This is a genomic window from Pontibacter sp. MBLB2868, from assembly GCF_051904785.1.
Lineage (GTDB): Bacteria > Bacteroidota > Bacteroidia > Cytophagales > Hymenobacteraceae > Pontibacter.
Genome location: NZ_CP196710.1, coordinates 4728649 through 4749041 on the forward strand (window position 1 = coordinate 4728649; position 20393 = coordinate 4749041).

Sequence of the window (20393 nt, forward strand, 5' to 3'; positions counted from 1 at the left end):
ACGAGGTATGCTACTGTGTAACATACCTCGTTTTATACTTTCCGGACATCCAGAATTAAATCCTGATCTAAAGAAGCTTACACTCTCCCAGCCCCATATCCTTGATGGAAGTCAGGAACACCTTCGGATCAATTCTATACTTGCGGGAGTAGGTTGGCAGGGCGAGTTTCTCGTCCGGCACGTGCAGGGTTATCTCCAGTCGCTTCTGTCCGGCGCTTTCCATGATAGCCGTTTCCAGCGCCTCCGCCAGGTTCGGTGTAAAGTGCTGCAGGTTGATGTTGAGCTGCACACCCTGCGCCATCTTGTCCATCACATCACCTAATAGCTGTATGTTTTGCGGCTTCAGTTCCCACTGGTCCTCGGTCTTGTAGCGCAACTGCACTTTGCCCCGGATGAACAAGTATAAACCCATCTTCAGGTACGGCGAGAACTTTACGTAATCCTCTCCGAACAGTGCCATCTGCATGGATGTGTCATAATCCTCAATGGTAAACAACGCAAAGGGGTTGCCGTTGCGGGCGGTGCGTATCACTACATCGGTTACCATGCCGGCCACGTTCACATCGCGGTTTTTGTACTCTTCTATAGTAGAAAGTGCGCAGGTGCAGTAGGAGTCTATTTCCAGCTTAAACTGGTCGAGCGGGTGGCCCGACATGTAAAAACCTACCACTTCTTTTTCGCGGCGAAGCATCTCGGCCTGCGTCCAGACAGGTACATCCGGGATTTTAGGCATTGGCGCGGCCACGGCGGCACCGCCACCAAACAGCGATTGCTGCGCGGCCTGTTGCTCTGCCTGGTAGCTGTTGCCGTAGCGCACAGCCTTTTCCAGCAAAGGCATACTTTCGCCTTCCGGTATCTCGATCAGCTGGGCGCGGTGATACAACTCCCAAGAATCGAAGCAGCCTGCCAGCGCCATACTTTCAAAGGTCTTCTTGTTTACCGCACGCAGGTTAATGCGCTTAGCAAAGTCAAAGATATCCTTGTAAAGGCCGTTTTCGCGCTCAGAAATGATAGCGTCTACAGCGGATTCGCCGGTTCCTTTTATTGCACCTAAGCCAAAACGGATGTTGCCTTCTTCGTTCACGTTGAACTTGAGCAAAGACTCATTCACATCCGGACCAAGTACCTGTACGCCTTGCTTTCGGGCTTCCTCAATAAAGAACGTCACCTTTTTGATATCGTTCATGTTGTTGGTCAGTACCGCAGCCATGTACTCTGCCGGGTAGTGGGCCTTCAGGTAGCCCGTCTGGTAAGCTACTACCGAGTAAGCGGCGGAGTGGGAGCGGTTGAAGCCGTACTGGGCGAACTTCTCCATCACGTCGAATACCTCTGAGGCCTTCTTAGCCGGGATTTTATGAATTTCGGCGGCTCCGGCAATGAATTTCTCACGCTCCTCGGCCATTTTCTTCATGTCCTTTTTACCCATGGCACGGCGCAGCAAGTCGGCGCCTCCCAGTGAGTAACCCGCCAGGATCTGGGCGGTTTGCATGATCTGCTCCTGGTACACCATGATGCCGTAGGAGTAATTCAGGATCGGCTCCAGCAGCTCATGCGGGTATTCCACCTCTTCCCGGCCATGCTTACGGTTAATGAAGTTCGGGATGAACTGCATCGGACCCGGACGGTAAAGGGCGTTCATCGCGATCAGGTCTTCAATGTTGGTAGGCTGCAGGTCCTTAAGGTACATGCGCATACCCTCCGACTCGAACTGGAACGTACCTATGGTGTCACCGCGCTGGTAAAGCTGGTAGGTTTTCTCGTCGTCAATCGGAATCTCATCAATATCAATCACAACGCCGTGGTTCTTCTTGATCAGCTCCAACGCATCTTTGATGATGGTGAGGGTTTTCAGACCCAGGAAGTCCATCTTCAGCATGCCCGCACTCTCGATCACCTTACCATCAAACTGCGTTACCAACAGGTCGGAGTCTTTGGAAGTAGAAACCGGGATGTAGTTCGTGATATCGTCCGGGGCGATGATCACACCTGCCGCGTGGATACCAGTATTACGAACAGATCCTTCCAGCTTTTCGGCCAGCTTCAGTACGGCGGCACGATGATCTGTCCCTTCGCGTATGGCTGCCAGGTCCAGGTTCTCCATAAAGGCCTTCGCCAGGGTAGTACCCGGGGTGTCCGGCACCATCTTGGCCAGTTCGTTCGCCTCGGCTAGTGGCAGAGAGGTAGAGCGCGCCACGTCTTTGATAGACGATTTAGCGGCCATGGTACCGAAGGTGATGATCTGGGCCACCTGCGTTTTGCCATACTTCTCCACCACGTAATCGATCACACGCTGGCGGTTCACGTCGTCGAAGTCAATATCAATATCGGGCATCGACACACGCTCCGGGTTCAGGAATCGCTCGAACAGCAGGTTATACTTTATCGGGTCGATGTTGGTGATACCGATGCAGTAGGCCACCGCCGAACCGGCAGCAGAACCACGACCCGGGCCAACGAACACGCCCATGTCGCGGCCACGGTTAATGAAATCCTGCACGATGAGGAAGTAACCTGCAAAGCCCATGGTCTCTACAATGCGGAGCTCGTAGTCCAGGCGTTCCTCTATTTCAGGGGTGATGTCGGTATAGCGTTTCTTGGCACCCACGTACGTCAGGTGGCGCAGGAAGGCATCCGGACCGGCATGCTCCGGCGGAATCGGGAAGTTGGGCAGCAGGATATCGCGCTTCAGTTTAGGCGGTGTTATCTTGTCTACGATCTCGTTGGTATTGTCCACAGCTTCCGGCACATCCCTGAACAGCTCGTTCATCTCGGCCTGCGTCTTGAAGTAGAACTGGTCGTTGGGGAAACCAAAGCGTGTTTTCGGGCCAGCCTCGTCAATGCGGTTCAGCATCTGGCGCACGCTCGATTGGTGGCCATACTTGCTGCGCACGTTCACCACGGTGTCGTAGATCACCTTCTGGTCATCCGACAGGAAACGGTAATACTTTGTGGTGAAGTCACCAACCGGGGTGCTCTGGTCCTCGCCGGTGTTCACGCAAAGCAGAATGTCGTGTGCGTTCCAGTCATCCTGGTCCACATAGTGCGAGTCGTTGGTGCAGATAACCTTAACGTTATACTTTTGGGCCCACTTCAGCAGCACCTGGTTTATGTCTTCCTGGCTCTTGCCGGTGCCATCGATATTCTGCAGGCCGTGACGCTGAATCTCGATGTAGTAATCTTCACCGAACACATCGAGCCACCATTTGAAGATCTCTTCAGCTTCTTCCTCACTTTTCCAAAGTATGGCCTGCGGCACCTCGGCGCCAATGCAGCAGCTGGTCGCGATCAGGCCTTTGCTATACTTTAAAAGCAGTTCCTTGTCGATACGCGGCCACTTGCTGTAGATGCCCTCGATGTAAGAGAGCGAGCACAGCTTGGCCAGGTTCTGGTATCCCTCCTGGTCTTTGGCGAGCAGCAACTGGTGGTGGCGCACGTCTTTTACCTCTTTGCTGAAGGTTTTCTGATGGCGGTCCTTTACCAGGTAAAACTCGCAGCCCACGATCGGCTTCACGTTATACTTGTTCGCCTCTGCCACAAAGTTGAAGGCAGCGAACATGTTGCCGTGGTCGGTCATGGCCACGGCGGGCATGCCATCGGCCTGCGCCTTTTTCATGAGCGCGCTGATGCTGGCCTGGCCGTCGAGCAGCGAGTACTGGGTATGGGTGTGTAAATGCGAAAAAACTGGCAAATCTCTAGGAATTAGAAATTAAAAATTATGAATCAGAAATGACCTGTCTATAATAAGTTGTCAAATCACAATAGGCTTTTTTGGGATGTTAAAATTACGGAAAATAGGATGGCTGCCCAAACTAAATCAATCAATGTGCTAACAAAAAAGCAGCAGGAATAATCTCCTGCTGCTCCTGATTTTTATGGTTAGTTCAGCCCTACTTTTCAAGCGCCTTGTTTTGTTCTATCTGCGGATTTACGACAAAAAGCGTTCTGGTTGGGTAGGCTATTTCTACTCCCATACTATCGAACTCCCTGTAAATAGCCAGGTTAATAGCTTGTTGGGTATCCATGTAAAAAGTGTAATCAGGGTTTAGTACATAGTATACCACCTCAAAATCGAGGCTGGAGTCGTTGTAGGTTTTGAAATGCGCACGATCAAACTCAACATCTTTCTGGTGCTGCACAATAGCTCTTAACACGCTCGGGATTTTTTCAAGGTGCTCGTAAGAAGTCTGATACGTTACGCCGATGGTAAAAACAATACGCCGGCGTTGCATGCGCTTAAAATTATGGATGCGCGAACTGGTAAGGTCGCTGTTGGCAAAAACAAGTTGCTCACCTGAAAGGGTTTTAATCCGGGTGGTCTTTACGCCAATATGCTCCACAACACCGTTCTTATCATCTACCACTAAAAAATCTCCGACCTCAAATGGCTTATCCAGGAATATCACGAAGTAGTTAAACAAGTCACCGAGGATGTTTTGCGCTGCCAGAGCCACAGCTATACCACCCACTCCTAAACCTGCGATAACGGCAGTAAGGTCGTAGCCCATGTTGTCGAGCAGAAAGCCAAGCCCGATGAACCATATAACAAAATTCACAATCAGTGAAATTGCCCCCAGTTCATTCACAGTGTCACGGTTCGGGTGTCTTTTATTTAAGTATGATCTGATTATCAGAAGTATAACAGAAATTAGAAACCTGATAACCATGATAGTTACAGCCACTGTTATGGCTATTTCTAAAATATTGCTGGCTTTGGCTGAAAGGGTAAGGTAGTTTAATGCAAAGTAGACGATAAGAAAATATAGAACAGGTATGCCAAACCTGCTAAAGCTCTCAATAACGTAATTGTCCAGGCGTGTTTCTGTGTTTTCTGTCCATTTTACCAATCGAAGCAATATGGAGCGTTTCAGGAACTTGACCAGCAGAATGCCAATCAGAATTGCACTTACTACGATGATGTAGTCTCTGACCGTATTGTGGTAGTAAACTCTATCCAGTAGTTCTTCCATGTAAAGAATCTGTTTTAAATTAATGTTCTGACAGTTATACCTCGATGACTGCCTAATGTTTTACACGGCTTATTGGTATGTGCTTTAGAAGGGCCGGCATACAAACGGATTCAACCTGCTGGTGTTTGCCGGATTAACCAGATTTATAAGTTTTAGGATGCTGGTTTAAACTATAACTCATATACTTGGGCCATACGTAAGTATAAACCTGTGCCGGAACAGGTGCAGCGAACTATAAAACTATGACGGAAACAGTACCAGGAGGAAAATTAAGTGAGATGTTCAGGTCGTTGCGTTCGCGTAACTACAAGCTATTTTTTGTGGGACAGGGAATTTCACTGATCGGTACCTGGATGCAGCAGATTGCACTTAGCTGGCTGGTTTACCGACTTACAGACTCCGTTTTCTTACTAGGCGCTGTAACTTTTTCAAGCCAGATTCCCTCTTTCTTACTGGGCCCTTTTGCGGGTGTGGCTGCCGATAAATTTGAGCGCCGGAAAGTACTCCTGGTCACGCAGGTACTTTCCATGCTGCAAGCTTCTACGCTGGCAGTGCTGGTTTTAACTGATAGCATAGAGATCTGGCATGTGCTGGCACTGAGTGCTGTATTGGGCACTATCAATGCTTTTGATATTGCCACGCGGCAGGCATTTGTAGTTGAACTGGTAGAAAAACGGGAAGATGTAAGTAATGCTATTGCCTTAAATTCTTCCATGTTTAACATGGCGCGCCTGGTAGGGCCAACGGTGGCAGGTTTGATCATTGCGGTAGTAGGGGAGGGTATCTGTCTTCTGATCAATGCTATTAGTTACATAGCTGTTTTGGCTTCGCTACTGATGATGCATTTAAAGCCGTTCGAGCGGGTGCAACAGCAACGGAAAGCATGGCAGTCTTTGAAAGACGGGTTTGAGTATGCTTTCGGTTTTGCGCCCATTCGTGCCCTTATACTTATTGTAGGGCTGCTGAGCCTTTTTGGGATGCCGTTCACTGTACTGCTGCCCGTGTTTGCCAGAGACATACTGCATGGTGGGGCAAACACGCTGGGCTACCTGATGGGTGCATCCGGGTTTGGGGCGCTGGCAGGCGCCATGTTCCTGGCCCAGCGGAAATCAGTGGTCGGGCTCGGTAAAGTGATCATCTTTACCATGCTGCTTTTTGGTTTGTCTCTGATGGCATTTTCCTTCTCGGAGCTACTGGTGTTGTCGCTGGTGCTGATGCTGGTCAGTGGATTTGGTATGATCGTGACCATGGCTTCGTGTAATACATTACTGCAAACAATTGTGGAAGACGATAAGCGGGGGCGTGTGATGAGTTTGTATGCCACGGCGTTTATGGGAATGGCCCCAATCGGAAGTATGCTGGCTGGTTCTGTGGCCGAGCATGTGGGGGTGGCTTATACTTTGCTGGGTTGCGGTTTTTTATGCGCTATGAGTGTTATTCCTTTTGCTGTAAACCGGCCTAAGCTGAGACAGATGGTGCAGCCAATTTATGAGCGGCTGGGTATTGTGCCTGAAATTGCCACTGGCTTGCAATCAGCCTCGGTTTTAACGGCTCCACCGGAAGAGAGGTAGCGCATTTATCTGTCGCAGGCTGCCCATGAGAACTTGAGAATATAGTAAAGCCATTTGAGTAGTCCTGAAATAGGTTGACTATTTATTGATTGCACAAACATTGTTAAAAAAGCTCAAACATCCACCAAAGGTGTTTGAGCTTTTTTGTTGTAGGACTTAAGTTTGATTTCCTTTTGCTGATGCATTTGGACCGGTGTTAGCATGTGGCAGCTCAGGTGAGGTCTGCTATTGTTATAGACACTAATGCTTTGAGCAGCTTGCTGCATTGCTTCGCTGATGTTGTTAAGTTGCTGTGATAAGCCGAACTCATCTTTGAGGATGCCATTTACGCGTTCTGCAATCGCGTTCTCGTACGGATCGCCGTTCTCGGTCATGCTAATGGTGATGTGGTTATCCTTCAGGTGGTCCGTGTACAGCTTACTGCAGTACTGTAGCCCTCTGTCGGAATGATGTATAAGTGCCTGGTCATTGTATCTCCTGTTCATAATGGCCATTTGTAGCGCTTTCAACGTAGAGGCAGCCTCCATGTTTCCGCATAGTTCATACCCCATGATCTGCTTGGAATATGCATCTGTTATCAGGTGCAGATACCCATGGCCGTCTTCACTAGTGTCGATATAAGTTATGTCAGCGACCCATACCTGTTCAGGCCGGACAAGCTCAATGTCTTTGATGAGATTGGGGTACTTGCGCATCCAATGCTTTGAGTTGGTGGTGACCGTATAGCGCCTTCTTTGGCAGACGAGCAGTCCTTCCACCCTGAGCAGGTCAAACAACTTATCTCTACCGATGCCAATCTCATTTTTCAGCAGAAAATGCAGCTTTCGGGTTCCCAGCCGTGGCATCTGCCGGCGCAGGCCAAGCACTAGCTCCCTGGCTCGTTGCTGCTTGTTCATTACTGAAGAATGCTGGGCTTGCGCTTTATAATAAGCTTGTTTGCTATAGCCAAACAACGCACAGAACGTGTTTACTTTTCTTGGGTAGGTTCTGGCAAGCTCCCGGATTGTTTGGCTCCGTCTTTTTTTAAGATACTGATCCCTTCTTCTTGTTCGGCAATCTCGATCAGCTTTTCATAGGCAACCAGCTTCAGCTTGGCGTCTGCCAGCTGTTTCTCCAGGTCTTTGATTCGTTGCTTTTGCGGGTCTTTCATCGGGCGGCCCAAGGCACCTGCTTTTGGGTAGTGCAATTTACCATACCTGCGGCACCATTCCAATACCCGCGAGTTGCCTTTGATGCCATACTTGGCCTGGATTTGGTCTTTGTTCAAAAGCCCTTGCTCATACTCGGCCACTACAGATCGCCTGAAGGCCTCACTGTACTTAAACTGCGGGGCCGCGCCTTTTACTTTGATTACTTTGTAACTCATGCTGTTGACTGTTTTTTAGTCAACTTTTTTTAGGACGTGACAATTACACTAAAAGAGCCCGCTTGTGTAGCGGGCTCTTTTAGTGTAATCAGGAAATCCTGTGATCTCTATATCTTAAGCATGGTTAAAACTACTTCTTTTTTACAAGTAGCTTCTCGCCAATACTCACCGAGAAATCAGATTTGTTATTCCATTCCATAATGTCTTTGATCGTGGCGCCATACTTACGTGAGATCTGGTACATGCTTTCACCGGCGGCTACGGTATGATATAACGTGCCCGAAGTTGAGGCCGATGCGTTAACCACTTTTTCCTCTTCAGAGGCTTTAACAGGAGAGGCTGCGCTGGCAGGTGCTGAAATTCTTAACTCCTGACCAGGCCTGATATTGTTGTCCGGTAGGTTGTTCCAGGTTCTAAGGTCTTCCAGCGAAACATTATAAGTTTTAGAAATCTGGTAAAGCGTTTCTCCTTTCACAACTGTATGATAGCCGTTTGCTGACTGACTAACACTGCTAACAGCCACAGGATTGGATTCTTGTACAGGCTTTGCAGCCGGTGTGGTAAGAGGCTCAGCTATCAATAGTTCCTGTCCTAATTTCAGAGGCTCATCACCTAAAATGTTCCAGGTGTTCAGGTCATTTACTGTTACAGCGTACATTCTGGAAATGCTGTAAAGTGTTTCGCCCTGCTTAACCTGGTGCCTTGCAGGTTTAGGGGCAATGGCCTTTACTTGAGTTTTTGGAGTAGATTCAACAGCATCAGCCTCTTCCTCAATTTCCTCAACAGGTTTCTGAAGCAATGGCTCTACCTCCTCAACTTCCTCTTGTTTTTTTGCTGTTAAAACCTCTTCTGCTGCTTTTACAGGTTGAGCATTTTGCTTGGGTTCTGTTTGTGTGGCAGCAGGTTCTTTGGTAACCGGATATAACGCTGCAGGTGCCGGCTTTGTATCTGTTACCGGTACTTGACTGGTAGCCTGTTCTGGTTGTGAAGTCGCAGGGGTACTGATTGATTTTACCGCAGCTTTTTCATTCTTTATCTGAGGCTCTTCCTTCACAGTAGGCACAGGGGCAGCCTGTGCTACAGGTACTGGGGTCGTTGCAGTTTCCTGTTCTTCTTCCTGTTCAGGCTCTTTTTTGAAGCGCTTAAGGCTATTGATAAATCGTTTAAAGATATTCTCTTGTGGCGCATCATTTTCCGCAACAGTCTGCTTGTTCGCTACTACCCTGGTATTATCGGGAGTAGTGGTAGCTATACTTTGTTTCTGATTCAGGTCGCGTACCTCCACTGGTATGCTGGATGGCCTGCGTTTCTGTAGCCATAGCACACGACCCGGTACCGGTACCTCGGAGCGGCTCATGCGGTTTTTGAAAAGCAAGTATGTTAACCGGATTCCGTAATGCTGTGAGATCATCTGCATCGTTTCACCGGGCTGCACTACATGGTAATCTTTTTCCGCACTTAAATTTTTCTTCTCTATGTAATAGGCTGTTCCTGGCACAATGGGGTCAAAATTGTGCAGGTCGTTGTAGCGGAGAAACTTACGTGTAGAAATGCCTGCCTGGAGTGCTAGCTTATCTTTAGTATCATTAGGACGGGCAATCAGCGCATTCAGGCCATTTCTTTTCACCATAACGGCCGCAGCCATCTGCTGTGTAGTTGTAACAGGTTTTGAGATTTCTGACTTTGATGCAAAAACGCCGCGTTCACCGTTACGAACCGGCACCATCACATAATAATCCTTATCTGAAGGAATGGAATTGCCTAAAAGCCATTTATTATACTTCTCCAGTTCTGCAAAGTCTGTTTTTGTTGAAAGTGCTATGTCAGCCAAGCTCTGACCTGGAGTGGCACGCATTTCGTGAAGCGAGAGTGCAGGCTTGTTCTTACCTACAAAATTATCGTAAGCGATCTTGTGCGCCAGAAAGGTAATGACATACGGGTGTGATTTCTCCGTAACTTCCATCTTCTTTGATCCCTTGTCTGATGGGCTGGAATAAGTTTTTACGCCTGTATAACCCAGGTAGTAGGATAAAAGCGAGGTAAACCAATTATCGTAGTTGCTGTTGCTGCGCTTAAAGTATTTGGCTGCACCGCGGCTGGCCTCAATAATATGCCGGCGCTCGTCCACCACATTATCCATGCGCAGGTTAAAGTCCATGGCTGCCTCTTTTTTGAATTGCCAGTATCCAACAGCATTAGACGTAGACACAGCATCCCCGATCAAACCACTTTCCTGAAGCGCGAGATATTTGAAATCATCCGGAACACCTTCTGCTTTAAAAACACGCTCTATAATTGGGAAATAGGCATCTGCCAGCTCTACTTTAACCTGGAAGTATGATTGGTTGCGGTGCAGTGCATCTACTTTTTTCTGAATCAGTTGTTGTGCCTCGTCAGATATTCTGAGATGCACATCGGCAAAGTAAACGTTTTTGGGTACAGTAACATTCTGTGCCAGTGTTAACAATGGCAGAAGCAGTAAAACGAGAAGGGGTAGCTGTTTTCTCATACGGTGGTAAATTGGTAATTATACTTTGGCTATAATAATTCTGAACTGGCTCTACCTACAGTTGAATGAACCTAGGCTAATCATCTCTGCTTTAATATATTCAGAAAACAATATAGAGTCTGCAAAATTACGGGATTTTATCTCTCTTTATAAAGTAACAACGAAGTATTTTTGGCCAAATTTTTTGAAAGGGTGAGTAAATATTCTTTGTAGAGCAGTGCGAGAAGGATATAAAAAAGGCGACAGGTCGTAATAACCTGCCGCCTCTTCTTTTATAAGTAAGCTGTTTATTTTTTCCGGGCTATCATCAGACCATCGCGTACGGGTAACAAAACATTCTCCACACGGTCATCCTCCTGCACCTTTTGGTTAAAGGCAAGTAAGGCGGCCGTATCTTCATCTAGTTTCTTTCTATACTTTTCCAGCACTTTACCACTCCACAGCACATTATCTACAATAATATAGCCGCCGGTTGCAAGGCGGTCTATCACCAGATCATAATAATTCGCATTATTTATCTTATCGGCATCAATAAATACCAGATCAAACTCAGCGTTTATATTTGGGATAATATCTAAGGCATTCCCAATATAGTATTTGATACTTTCCGAAAACCCTGCCTCTGCAAAATATCCTCGCACTCTGTCTTCCAGTTCCTCATTCTTATCGATGGTATACAGCGTGCCACCTTGCTGTAGCCCTTCAGCCAGACAAAGCGCAGAATAGCCTGTGTAGGTGCCAACCTCCAGTATCTGCTTAGGTTTGATCATGTGCGAAAACATAGCCAGTAACCTGCCCTGCATGTGTCCTGAAAGCATGCGCGGCTTCATTACGTTCAGGTGCGTTTGTCTGTTTACTTTATGCAGCAACTCACTTTCCGGAGATGTGTGTGCCTCCGCATAGTGTTGTAAATCTTCGTCTATAAATTCCATAGGTATGTGTTCGCGTTGCTTAATTCATTTTTATAAATAAGCTTTCCGGGCAACTATCAGGCTGGTACGTAGTTCAGGAAGCTTAGCCTTTCCTCCCGAAGTACATCGTTGGCAATATCTACCAGGTCGCCGGCTTTTATACTTTTGATCTGATCAAATATCTCGTTTAACGACTCCACCTTGCCCTGATCCAGAATACTTTTACCGATCATCATCATCAGGCCCATGTTGCTTTCTTCTGCCATTGCCAGTTGGCCCATCAGCTGTTCTTTAGCTGTGTGCAGTTGTAATGAGCCCAAGGGCTTTTCACGTAACTTCTTCAGCTCTTTTAGTACAAGGGAAGTAGTACGTTTCAGCTGTTTTTTCTCTGTGCCAAAGTAAATGGTAAGTAAGCCGGTATCGAGGTAAGTGGCATAGTTGGCATCAATCGTATACACCAGGCCGTGCTTCTCGCGTACTGCAAGGTTCAGACGTGAATTCATGCCGGGGCCGCCTAAAAGGTTTACCAGCATGAAAAACGGGATGCGCCGGTCATCTGACAATGCATACGCCGGACAACCCAGCACGCAGTGTGCCTGTGAGATAGGTTTTTCAAGCGTAATTATTTTCGGTTGATAACTCGAAAATGCCTGGCGTTCCCGATGCTTATGTACCACCGGAATATCTTTCAAATACTTTTCAGCCAGTTTCACTACCTTCTCAAAAGGCAGGTTGCTTACTGAACAAAAAAGTAATGAATCGTTGCTAAAGTTACGGTTAATAAAATTCAAGAAATCCTGCTTCGTAAAGCTGGAAACACTTTCTGTGGTACCTAGTATATTGTTTCCTAACGGATGGCCGTCAAACACTACAGCGTCAAACTCATCTACAATGGCCTCTTCCGGAGTGTCCAGATACATGGCCATCTCCTCCAGGATCACTCCACGCTCTTTTTCAATCTCTTTCTCCGGAAAGATGGAGTGAAAGGTAATGTCGGTGAGCAGCTCAAAAGACTTTTCGAAGTGCTTGTCGAGCACTGAGCTGTAAAAGCAGATCTTTTCTTTGGTAGTATAGGCATTAAGTTCGCCACCTACTGATTCTAAGCGGTTAAGTATGTGAAAAGACTTGCGTTTTAACGTGCCTTTGAAAGCCATGTGCTCCCAAAAATGCGCCAGCCCTTGCTGTTCAGGCAGTTCATCACGACTGCCGATGTCCATAATAAACCCGCTGTGGGCTATTTTGGTGTTCAGCACCTGCTTGTGCACTACTCTTATTCCGTTTGGTAATGTATGGATATGATAATCAGGCATTCAGTTCTAAATTAGCCTGCAAAGGTACGGCAAAGAGTAATGAGTTAAAAGTTATGTGTGGTGAGTATTAGGTTAATTGACGTTGTTGCGCCCTCCCACGTTTATTACGAAGCCAAGGGAAAAAACAGAGTAAGCAGCTGTAAGGGTATCGCGGTTTCTTAAACCGATATTGGTGCCACTTGTATACTGCAGCTGTACAGAAGGATTTAACGTTAAGCGTGTATAAAAAATTGGCTCAAGAAATATGTTGTCTTCTTCCTGGCCTGCTACATTGTTTAATTTATAGTCATGCATGTTAACGTAGCTGGCTCTCAGAGCAGTGCCGTAGTTTAAAGGAAATTCCTTACCTAGCAATCGTAACGACTCTTTACGCTTAGAGGTGAAGTTTACCTGCACGAAATATTTGTTGAAGTTCGCTTCGTGTCGGTTGTAAGTGATAACTCCCGTTTCATCGTTCTCCTTTTTGTCTGTCCGGTCGCTGCTGCCACTGCCAAAGCCTCCATAAACTTCCAGTATCCGGTTATTCTCAGCGCCAAATGTTGTGAAATAACCTCCGCCTGCTTCCAACTGGTTATAACGCATGTCCCTTTTCCGGCGCTCGCTGCTTAGCATCGATCCATTCAGCATCACTGCAAAATGATCAGAAACTGCATAAGCAGTGTTAAAAGTGATGTTGCCTTTAAGCGTTGCATGCCCTCCGGCACTAAGCTCCCCTTTCTTCGTGAACATGGGTACATTCGGGACAGTAGGCATATAAGCTGAAGGGCCGCAACCAGTTAGCAAGAGCAAAAAGAAAATAGACAGAAGTAGGAGTGGCTGAGTAAAGTTCTTCATGAAAGGGTATGATTGTATGCTACTACATTTGATTTTTTAGATAGATGCATGGCCTGCAGGCACTGCTGTGACGTTGCGCAAAACAACAAAGCAACGTTAAGCCATGCAAAATATTCTTATTTACAAAGGTAAAATGATTTTAAGAACCGCAAGCTGACTCCACGAGTTTATCTGCGATTTTTTGTGTATTACTTGCAGATAATCAAATATATAGATAAATATATACTTAGGCTTTTAGTACCTGGAGGTAGAGCTGGTGCAGTTGCGCAGTGGTCTGTTCCGGCCTGAAGAGGAGGGCGTGCTTATACCCTTCTTTGATCATTTGCTCCCGCAAGGCTGCATCAGTGTCTAGCTGCCGGATGGCTTTTGCTAATGCATCTACCTGTCCTTGCTCTGGCATAACGTAAAGTGCTGCATTACCACCGGCCTCCCTGAAACAGGACCCTGAAGATGTGATGACAGGAACCCCGCTATTCAGCGCCTCTAGTATAGGGATGCCAAATCCCTCAAATACGGAAGGGTAAGCAAATAAATCAGCCATCTGGTAAATAGCAGGTAATTCATCGAACTGAACGTAAGGCAAGAAATGCACGCGGTCCTGAAGATTTTCCTGCGCAATGTATGATTTTAGTTGGGTAGTGTAGGCAGTTTGGCGCCCAGCAAGCACCAGGTGATGGTCTGTGCCTGCCTGATGCCATGCCTTGAGTAGGTTTAACTGGTTCTTGCGGGGCTCGTGAGTGCCTACACTTAAAACATACTTGCCTGGGAGCTGATACTTTTGCCTTACCTGAATTTTAATGTTTTCATCAACAGGGGCATGAAAAACCGGGTCACAATCCTGGTAAATAACATCAATTTTTGCAGGAGCTATCTTAAAATAGGAAACGATGTCTTGCTTGGTTTGCTCACTAATGGCAATTATCCGGTGAGCCTGCTTGCAGGCGCTTCGGAATTTATAAGTATAAATTGCCCTGTCGATTGGGTTGTATAACGCAGGATAACGCAGAAAAATTAAGTCGTGAATGGTGACGATAGCTTTTGCGCCACTCTTCCTTACATTAACAGGTAACTCATTACTTAAACCATGGTAAATGGCTAACTGATCTTTTCTTATTTGCGCCGAAAGCCCTAACACCCGCCATAAAGAGGATAGCTTTTTGCCCCATCCTTCTGGCTGAATCACGTGCACATTTGCATTTGCTGGGTAAAAGTTGTTAAATAGTTGATTCTGACGCGGCGTATACAACAGGTATTCATTATTAGGGTATGCAGTTGCAAGAGAGGAAATAATAAAGCGACTGTAGTTACCTAAACCGGATGTATTTGTAAATGCGCGCTTGGCGTCGAATCCTATAAGCATAGTGGCTGGGGCAAGTTTACATGCAATATTACAAATTGTTTTGCCTAATAGTGAGAGTTGCCTTGCCCATCATAAAATGATAAGATAGAAACTTTCCATAACGGGAGTAGTTATAGGGTGTCCTAGCCGGGCCGATGAAAATTTGTTTTATCTCGTTTTTACAAGCATAAGCGTTTGTTTAGGTGTAGGCAGAATTGCTGACAATGACTATCTTAGATTTATAGAAATAACTGTTATAACTAATAAAAATTAGCAGGTAAAATGAAGTATCTACCCATAAGCCAGGATCTGTTTGTGCACAATCGCCACCATCTGGCAAAGCATCTAAAAACCTCCTCATTGGCAATTCTCAATTCTAATGATGTAATGCCTACCAATGGCGACGGAACCATGCCGCTTCATCAGAACAATGATTTATTCTACTTATCAGGCATTGACCAGGAGGAAAGCATTTTGATTCTTTTCCCGGATGCCAGAGACGCTAAGATGAAGGAGGTGCTTTTTATCAGGGAAACCAACGAGCATATCCAGACCTGGGAAGGTTATAAGTTGACTAAACAGCAGGCCAGGGATGTATCAGGAATAAGTACAGTATACTGGACGACCCAGTTTAATGATGTGCTCAATACCCTGATGACTGAGGTGGAGCATGTATATCTTAATTCTAACGAACATCAGCGGGCAGTAATAGAAGTTGAAACCCGTGATGCCCGTTTTACTAAGTGGGTAAGAGAGCGCTACCCTTTGCACAAATACGAAAGACTGGCGCCACTAATGCATCAACTCAGGGCTGTGAAATCAGAAACAGAAGTTGAGTTGATCCGCCAGGCATGCCACATAACTGAAAAAGCTTTTAAAAGGCTTCTTAGCTTTATTAAATCAGGGGTTATGGAATATGAGATCGAAGCAGAATTATATCATGAGTTCCTACGTAACCGATCCAGGGGGCCAGCTTATCAACCCATCATTGCCTCTGGTGCAAATGCGTGTATCCTGCACTACACGGATAATAACCAGCAATGTAAAGAAGGTGACCTTGTATTAATGGATTTTGGGGCAGAGTACGCACATTATGCTTCTGACCTTACCAGAACTGTTCCAGTCAGCGGCAGATTTACAAAACGGCAAAGGGAAGTATACGAGTCGGTTTTGCGTGTGATGAAAGCTGCTACGCAGATGCTGGTGCCAGGAAATACGCTGGATCAGTATCATGCCTTTGTAGGAACTGTAATGGAAAACGAACTGATCAGGCTGGGCCTCCTGGAGGAACATGATGTGCGTAATCAAGATCCTCAAAAACCGCTATATAAAAAATATTTTATGCATGGTACATCTCATCACATCGGCCTGGATGTGCATGATGTAGGAGACCGGTACAGACCCTTTGAGGCAGGGATGGTATTTACTTGCGAGCCGGGTATTTATATAAAAGAAGAGAATTTAGGGATTCGATTAGAGAACGATATCCTGATAACAAGTAATGGGCCTGTTGATTTAATGAAAGACATTCCGTTAGATGCAGATGAGATTGAGAATCTGATGCAAAAGTAATTTTGATTAAATTAAAGGAAAAGGAGGTTGCTGCTTTGATTCAGTTACCTCCTTTTTTTTATGTATTCGCACTGTAAATCAGGTTCTTAATTCAATTTATCAGAACCAGTACAACTTTGTAATATCTTATCAGGTTGAAGTATTATATAACTATGCTTAGCCAGGGGTAGCACTGCTATTTGATAGTAGTGCAATTTGATGCGAATACTGTTGTTCGGTATTTTAACTTAAACTAGCATTGCTTATGGAAAATAATTACTCCTCTCTTTATACAAGTACAAAGTATACATGCCATTCTACTTTGTTGCATTCTAATTGACTTATGACTTATGGAAGCATGTGAATGGTTTCATTTATAACTAATAATTACATCTTATGAAAACAATAGCTACTAAATTGACTGCAGTAATAAGTATGCTACTATTTTTGGTAGTGTCCATTCCTACTACGGTAGTTGCTCAAAACTCCGATAGGCGGACAAACCTTCAGATATATGGAAGCGCTTTGCAATACGATGGAGAACTTGAAGATCAGAAATTTGAAAGCAACAGGTTAGAGTGGGGCGGGGGCATCTCACTAAACCGTTACCTGAATTCAGCTCTGGACGCTGGCCTGCATCTGACTTATGGAAGCGCTGAAGCGAGCAACAGTGCTCTCGGTAATTTTGATGCTCAATTAGGTACTGCCATGCTAGGGTTGCGCCTTAAAATGTATGGTAACATTTTAAAAGAAGATGCTTTTATAGGCCCATACTTAACCGTTGCAGGTGGTGGTGCCTGGGTAAAAACAGATGCCACCAGAGCCGACGGTACCACACAAGAGGATGATAAGTTCTTCACAGGTGCCTTAAGAGGTGGTGCTGGACTTCGGTTTCAGTTCTCTGAATCTGTGAGTGCATTTATCGAATCAAATTACATGATTATCGGGCAAGATAAGATCGACGGATATGATATGGGGAACAATGATCGTTTCCTGATGCATAATGTTGGTTTAGGGTTTAACTTAGGCAAGGCCAAAGACACGGACATGGATGGTGTTCCGGATCGCCGCGACAAGTGCCCTGATACGCCAACGGGTGTGCAGGTGGACAAAGAGGGTTGTCCGGTTGACACCGACGGTGACGGGGTGGCTGACTACCAGGATGCCTGTCCAACGGAAGCCGGTGTGGCCAGCCTGCAGGGCTGCCCTGACCGCGACAACGACGGCGTAGCCGACAAGGATGACCAGTGCCCGGATGAGGCAGGAACGGCCGCCACTCAGGGTTGCCCGGATAGCGATGGCGACGGTGTGGCTGACAAGGATGACAAGTGCCCGGACACGCCGGCAGGCGTACAGGTAGGCGCCGATGGCTGCCCAATGGATGCCGATGGTGATGGCGTGGCTGACAACGAGGATGCCTGCCCGAACACCCCAGGTCCTGGCACAGCCAATGGTTGTCCGGAAGTAGACGCGGCCACCAAGAAGCTGATCGAGGAGAAGGTGCGCTTTGAGTTTGACAAGGCCATCGTGCAGGAGGCTTACAAGCAACTGCTGGATTCAGTGATCGTGGCCCTGGAGAAATACCCGGATCATGTGCTGCTCATCAAAGGGCATGCGGACTTCATCGGCAGCGAGGAGTACAACCAGGCGTTATCAGAGCGCAGGGCAGAGGCCGTGAAGGAGTACCTGGTACAGCGTGGGGTGAAGAACCCGGATCGTTTGGTGACCCGTGGCTATGGCGAGAGCCAGCCGCTGGTACAGGTCAACCAGCGCCTGAGCAAGCGCCGCACCGAGACAGCGCGCCGCATCAACCGCAGGGTGGGCTTCGAGCTCAACACCCCGGACATGCAGCTCAACATGGAATAGAAGCTTCGGCTTTTAAATAAAAACAGGAAAGGCGCCGCAGAGAATTCTGCGGCGCCTTTCCTGTTTTTATGCGACATCGGGGCTGTCTTAAGTTATTTGCTTGTATACCTATTGCTATTATGTAGCAAAATTTATGTGAGAGAATGGGTGGTTTGTTTGATAAGTGATTTGAACATTTTACCGAACCTATACAACCAAGTTGAAGATTAGAAAACCAAAATGATATCTGTTGATAAGGTTATAAATAAAATAAATTGATGGCAATCAATTCTTTTTAAACTATTTAAGACTACTTGTTACCTAGTATAAAGCTTCTCTACACGCGAACATGTAAGAATTACCTGAACGTTCTTTATCTTTTGGTCGTATGTTGTACCTGCATTTAGCGATAGTAAAAGACGCTAATAGTAACAACTGATTAAAATAAGTAAATCGGAAGTTAGTAGTTATGGACATTAAAGAAGTGGAGCTTTCCCTATGAATGTATAGACAAATGTTAATATGTTTGTTACATTTGTAAAAGCAAACAGAAATGCCTCTTGTTTAAAGCCTGTTAAATTTGACAATCTTTATACTTTTAGGCGGATCTATACCATAGATTTTGTTTTTTAACTATATAGTGCATTTATAATATTAAGTTTTTATATATCTTTCGAACTTGTATACAACATGCACGTATTGTCATATATAAATATATCCTTTAGAATTATGCGAACAAGAATTACAAAACTATGTAAAACTGCGTTTGTGCTGGCATCCTTGCTTTCTGCAAGTCCATCTCTGCTTGCGCAAACCTCGGATCGACCGAATAACATACAGTTGTATGGAACGGCTCTATCCTACAAAGGTGAGCTGGGTAGTCAGTTCTGGGAAAGCACTTCCAAGGGAGGTGGCCTCTCTTATTATCGTTTCATAAGCCCGTCTTTCGATGCTGGTTTAGACCTGACATATAATAGAGCAGAGCGGAATTATACAAGAACAGCAAAATTTGACGGTAATATGGTTTCGGCTATGCTTGCTGTTAAGTTAAAAATGTATGGTACTATTCTGAAAGAAGACGCTTTGATCGGACCCTACTTAGTAGGTAAGTTTGGTGTAGCTCGTCTTGATTTCAGTGGTATGAATGATGCTGGAGCATTTACTGAAAAAGGAGCAACTGGTATTGGTGCTGCAGGTGCCGGTATACGTATTCGTTTGACAGATGCGATCAGCTTGTTCGGAGAAACAACTTGGATGGCTACTGCCAGCGATAATATTGACGGAGTTGACCAAGATGAATGGGAGCAATTTTTAGAGCATAGAGGTGGTATCGCCTTTAACTTAGGCAAGGCCAAAGACACGGACATGGACGGTGTTCCGGACCGCCGCGACAAGTGCCCTGATACGCCAACGGGTGTGCAGGTGGACAAAGAAGGTTGTCCTGTTGACACCGACGGAGACGGCGTGGCTGACTACCAGGATGCCTGTCCAACGGAAGCCGGTGTGGCCAGCCTGCAGGGCTGCCCTGACCGCGACAACGACGGCGTAGCCGACAAAGAAGACCAGTGCCCGGATGAGGCAGGAACGGCCGCCACTCAGGGTTGCCCGGATAGCGATGGCGACGGTGTGGCTGACAAGGATGACAAGTGCCCGGACACGCCGGCAGGCGTACAGGTAGGCGCCGATGGCTGCCCAATGGATGCCGATGGTGATGGCGTGGCTGACAACGAGGATGCCTGCCCGAACACCCCAGGTCCTGGCACAGCCAATGGTTGTCCGGAAGTAGACGCGGCCACCAAGAAGCTGATCGAGGAGAAGGTGCGCTTTGAGTTTGACAAGGCCATCGTGCAGGAGGCTTACAAGCAACTGCTGGATTCAGTGATCGTGGCCCTGGAGAAATACCCGGATCATGTGCTGCTCATCAAAGGGCATGCGGACTTCATCGGCAGCGAGGAGTACAACCAGGCGTTATCAGAGCGCAGGGCAGAGGCCGTGAAGGAGTACCTGGTACAGCGTGGGGTGAAGAATCCGGATCGTTTGGTGACCCGTGGCTATGGTGAGAGCCAGCCGCTGGTACAGGTCAACCAGCGCCTGAGCAAGCGCCGCACCGAGACAGCGCGCCGCATCAACCGCAGGGTGGGCTTCGAGCTCAACACCCCGGACATGCAGCTCAACATGGAATAGAAGCTT

At 46.7% G+C, this 20393-nt stretch carries 12 protein-coding genes; 4 read left to right on the forward strand and 8 right to left on the reverse strand.

The features are described from left to right. Nucleotides 1-67 precede the first annotated feature (67 nt). Nucleotides 68-3688, reverse strand: coding sequence for a DNA polymerase III subunit alpha (gene dnaE / locus ACSX1A_RS20430; protein WP_439881484.1), 3621 nt, complete (start codon nt 3686-3688; stop codon nt 68-70). A 199-nt stretch (nt 3689-3887) separates the two neighbouring features. Continuing rightward, nucleotides 3888-4967 (reverse strand): mechanosensitive ion channel family protein, encoded by a 1080-nt coding sequence (locus ACSX1A_RS20435; RefSeq protein WP_439881485.1) that lies wholly within the window; start codon nt 4965-4967, stop codon nt 3888-3890. A gap of 242 nt (nt 4968-5209) precedes the next feature. Here ACSX1A_RS20435 and ACSX1A_RS20440 point away from each other — a divergent pair, with 242 nt between their 5' ends. Further along, nucleotides 5210-6538, forward strand: a complete 1329-nt coding sequence (locus ACSX1A_RS20440) for an MFS transporter (protein ID WP_439881486.1) — start codon at nt 5210-5212, stop codon at nt 6536-6538. A gap of 113 nt (nt 6539-6651) precedes the next feature. Here the strand turns inward: ACSX1A_RS20440 and ACSX1A_RS20445 are convergent. The 6 genes from ACSX1A_RS20445 to ACSX1A_RS20470 all read right to left on the reverse strand — a co-directional run bounded on the left by ACSX1A_RS20445 (nt 6652) and on the right by ACSX1A_RS20470 (nt 14828). Beyond that, nucleotides 6652-7904, reverse strand: a protein-coding gene (locus tag ACSX1A_RS20445; protein ID WP_439881487.1) for an IS3 family transposase whose coding sequence is annotated in 2 segments (ribosomal slippage) — nt 6652-7556 and nt 7556-7904 — 1254 coding nt in all. Because the reading frame shifts where the segments join, the coding sequence is not laid out codon by codon here. Nucleotides 7905-8034: 130 nt separating this feature from the next. Next, nucleotides 8035-10413 carry a LysM peptidoglycan-binding domain-containing protein gene (locus tag ACSX1A_RS20450; protein ID WP_439881488.1) on the reverse strand — a complete coding sequence of 793 codons (2379 nt, stop codon included), beginning with the start codon at nt 10411-10413 and terminating at the stop codon, nt 8035-8037. 287 nt (nt 10414-10700) lie between these two features. After that, nucleotides 10701-11345 (reverse strand): O-methyltransferase, encoded by a 645-nt coding sequence (locus ACSX1A_RS20455; protein ID WP_439881489.1) that lies wholly within the window; start codon nt 11343-11345, stop codon nt 10701-10703. A gap of 56 nt (nt 11346-11401) precedes the next feature. Then, complete coding sequence (locus ACSX1A_RS20460) at nt 11402-12634, reverse strand: M16 family metallopeptidase (protein ID WP_439881490.1); 1233 nt, start codon at nt 12632-12634, stop codon at nt 11402-11404. 72 nt (nt 12635-12706) lie between these two features. Continuing rightward, nucleotides 12707-13468: a hypothetical protein gene (locus ACSX1A_RS20465; RefSeq protein WP_439881491.1), complete on the reverse strand. Its 762-nt coding sequence runs from the start codon at nt 13466-13468 to the stop codon at nt 12707-12709. Between the two features lie 226 nt (nt 13469-13694). Beyond that, the gene (locus ACSX1A_RS20470; RefSeq protein WP_439881492.1) at nt 13695-14828 is read right to left on the reverse strand and encodes a glycosyltransferase family 4 protein; all 1134 of its coding nucleotides are present in this window, start codon (nt 14826-14828) and stop codon (nt 13695-13697) included. Between the two features lie 261 nt (nt 14829-15089). Between ACSX1A_RS20470 and ACSX1A_RS20475 the strand changes: the two genes are divergently transcribed. The 3 genes from ACSX1A_RS20475 (at nt 15090) to ACSX1A_RS20485 (ending at nt 20387) form a co-directional block, all read left to right on the forward strand. Continuing rightward, on the forward strand, nt 15090-16379 hold the full coding sequence (locus ACSX1A_RS20475; RefSeq protein ID WP_439881493.1) for an aminopeptidase P N-terminal domain-containing protein: 1290 nt from the start codon (nt 15090-15092) through the stop codon (nt 16377-16379). A gap of 375 nt (nt 16380-16754) precedes the next feature. After that, nucleotides 16755-18224 carry an OmpA family protein gene (locus ACSX1A_RS20480; RefSeq protein WP_439881494.1) on the forward strand — a complete coding sequence of 490 codons (1470 nt, stop codon included), beginning with the start codon at nt 16755-16757 and terminating at the stop codon, nt 18222-18224. Nucleotides 18225-18932: 708 nt separating this feature from the next. Further along, nucleotides 18933-20387, forward strand: coding sequence for an OmpA family protein (locus tag ACSX1A_RS20485; RefSeq protein ID WP_439881495.1), 1455 nt, complete (start codon nt 18933-18935; stop codon nt 20385-20387). Nucleotides 20388-20393 lie beyond the last annotated feature (6 nt).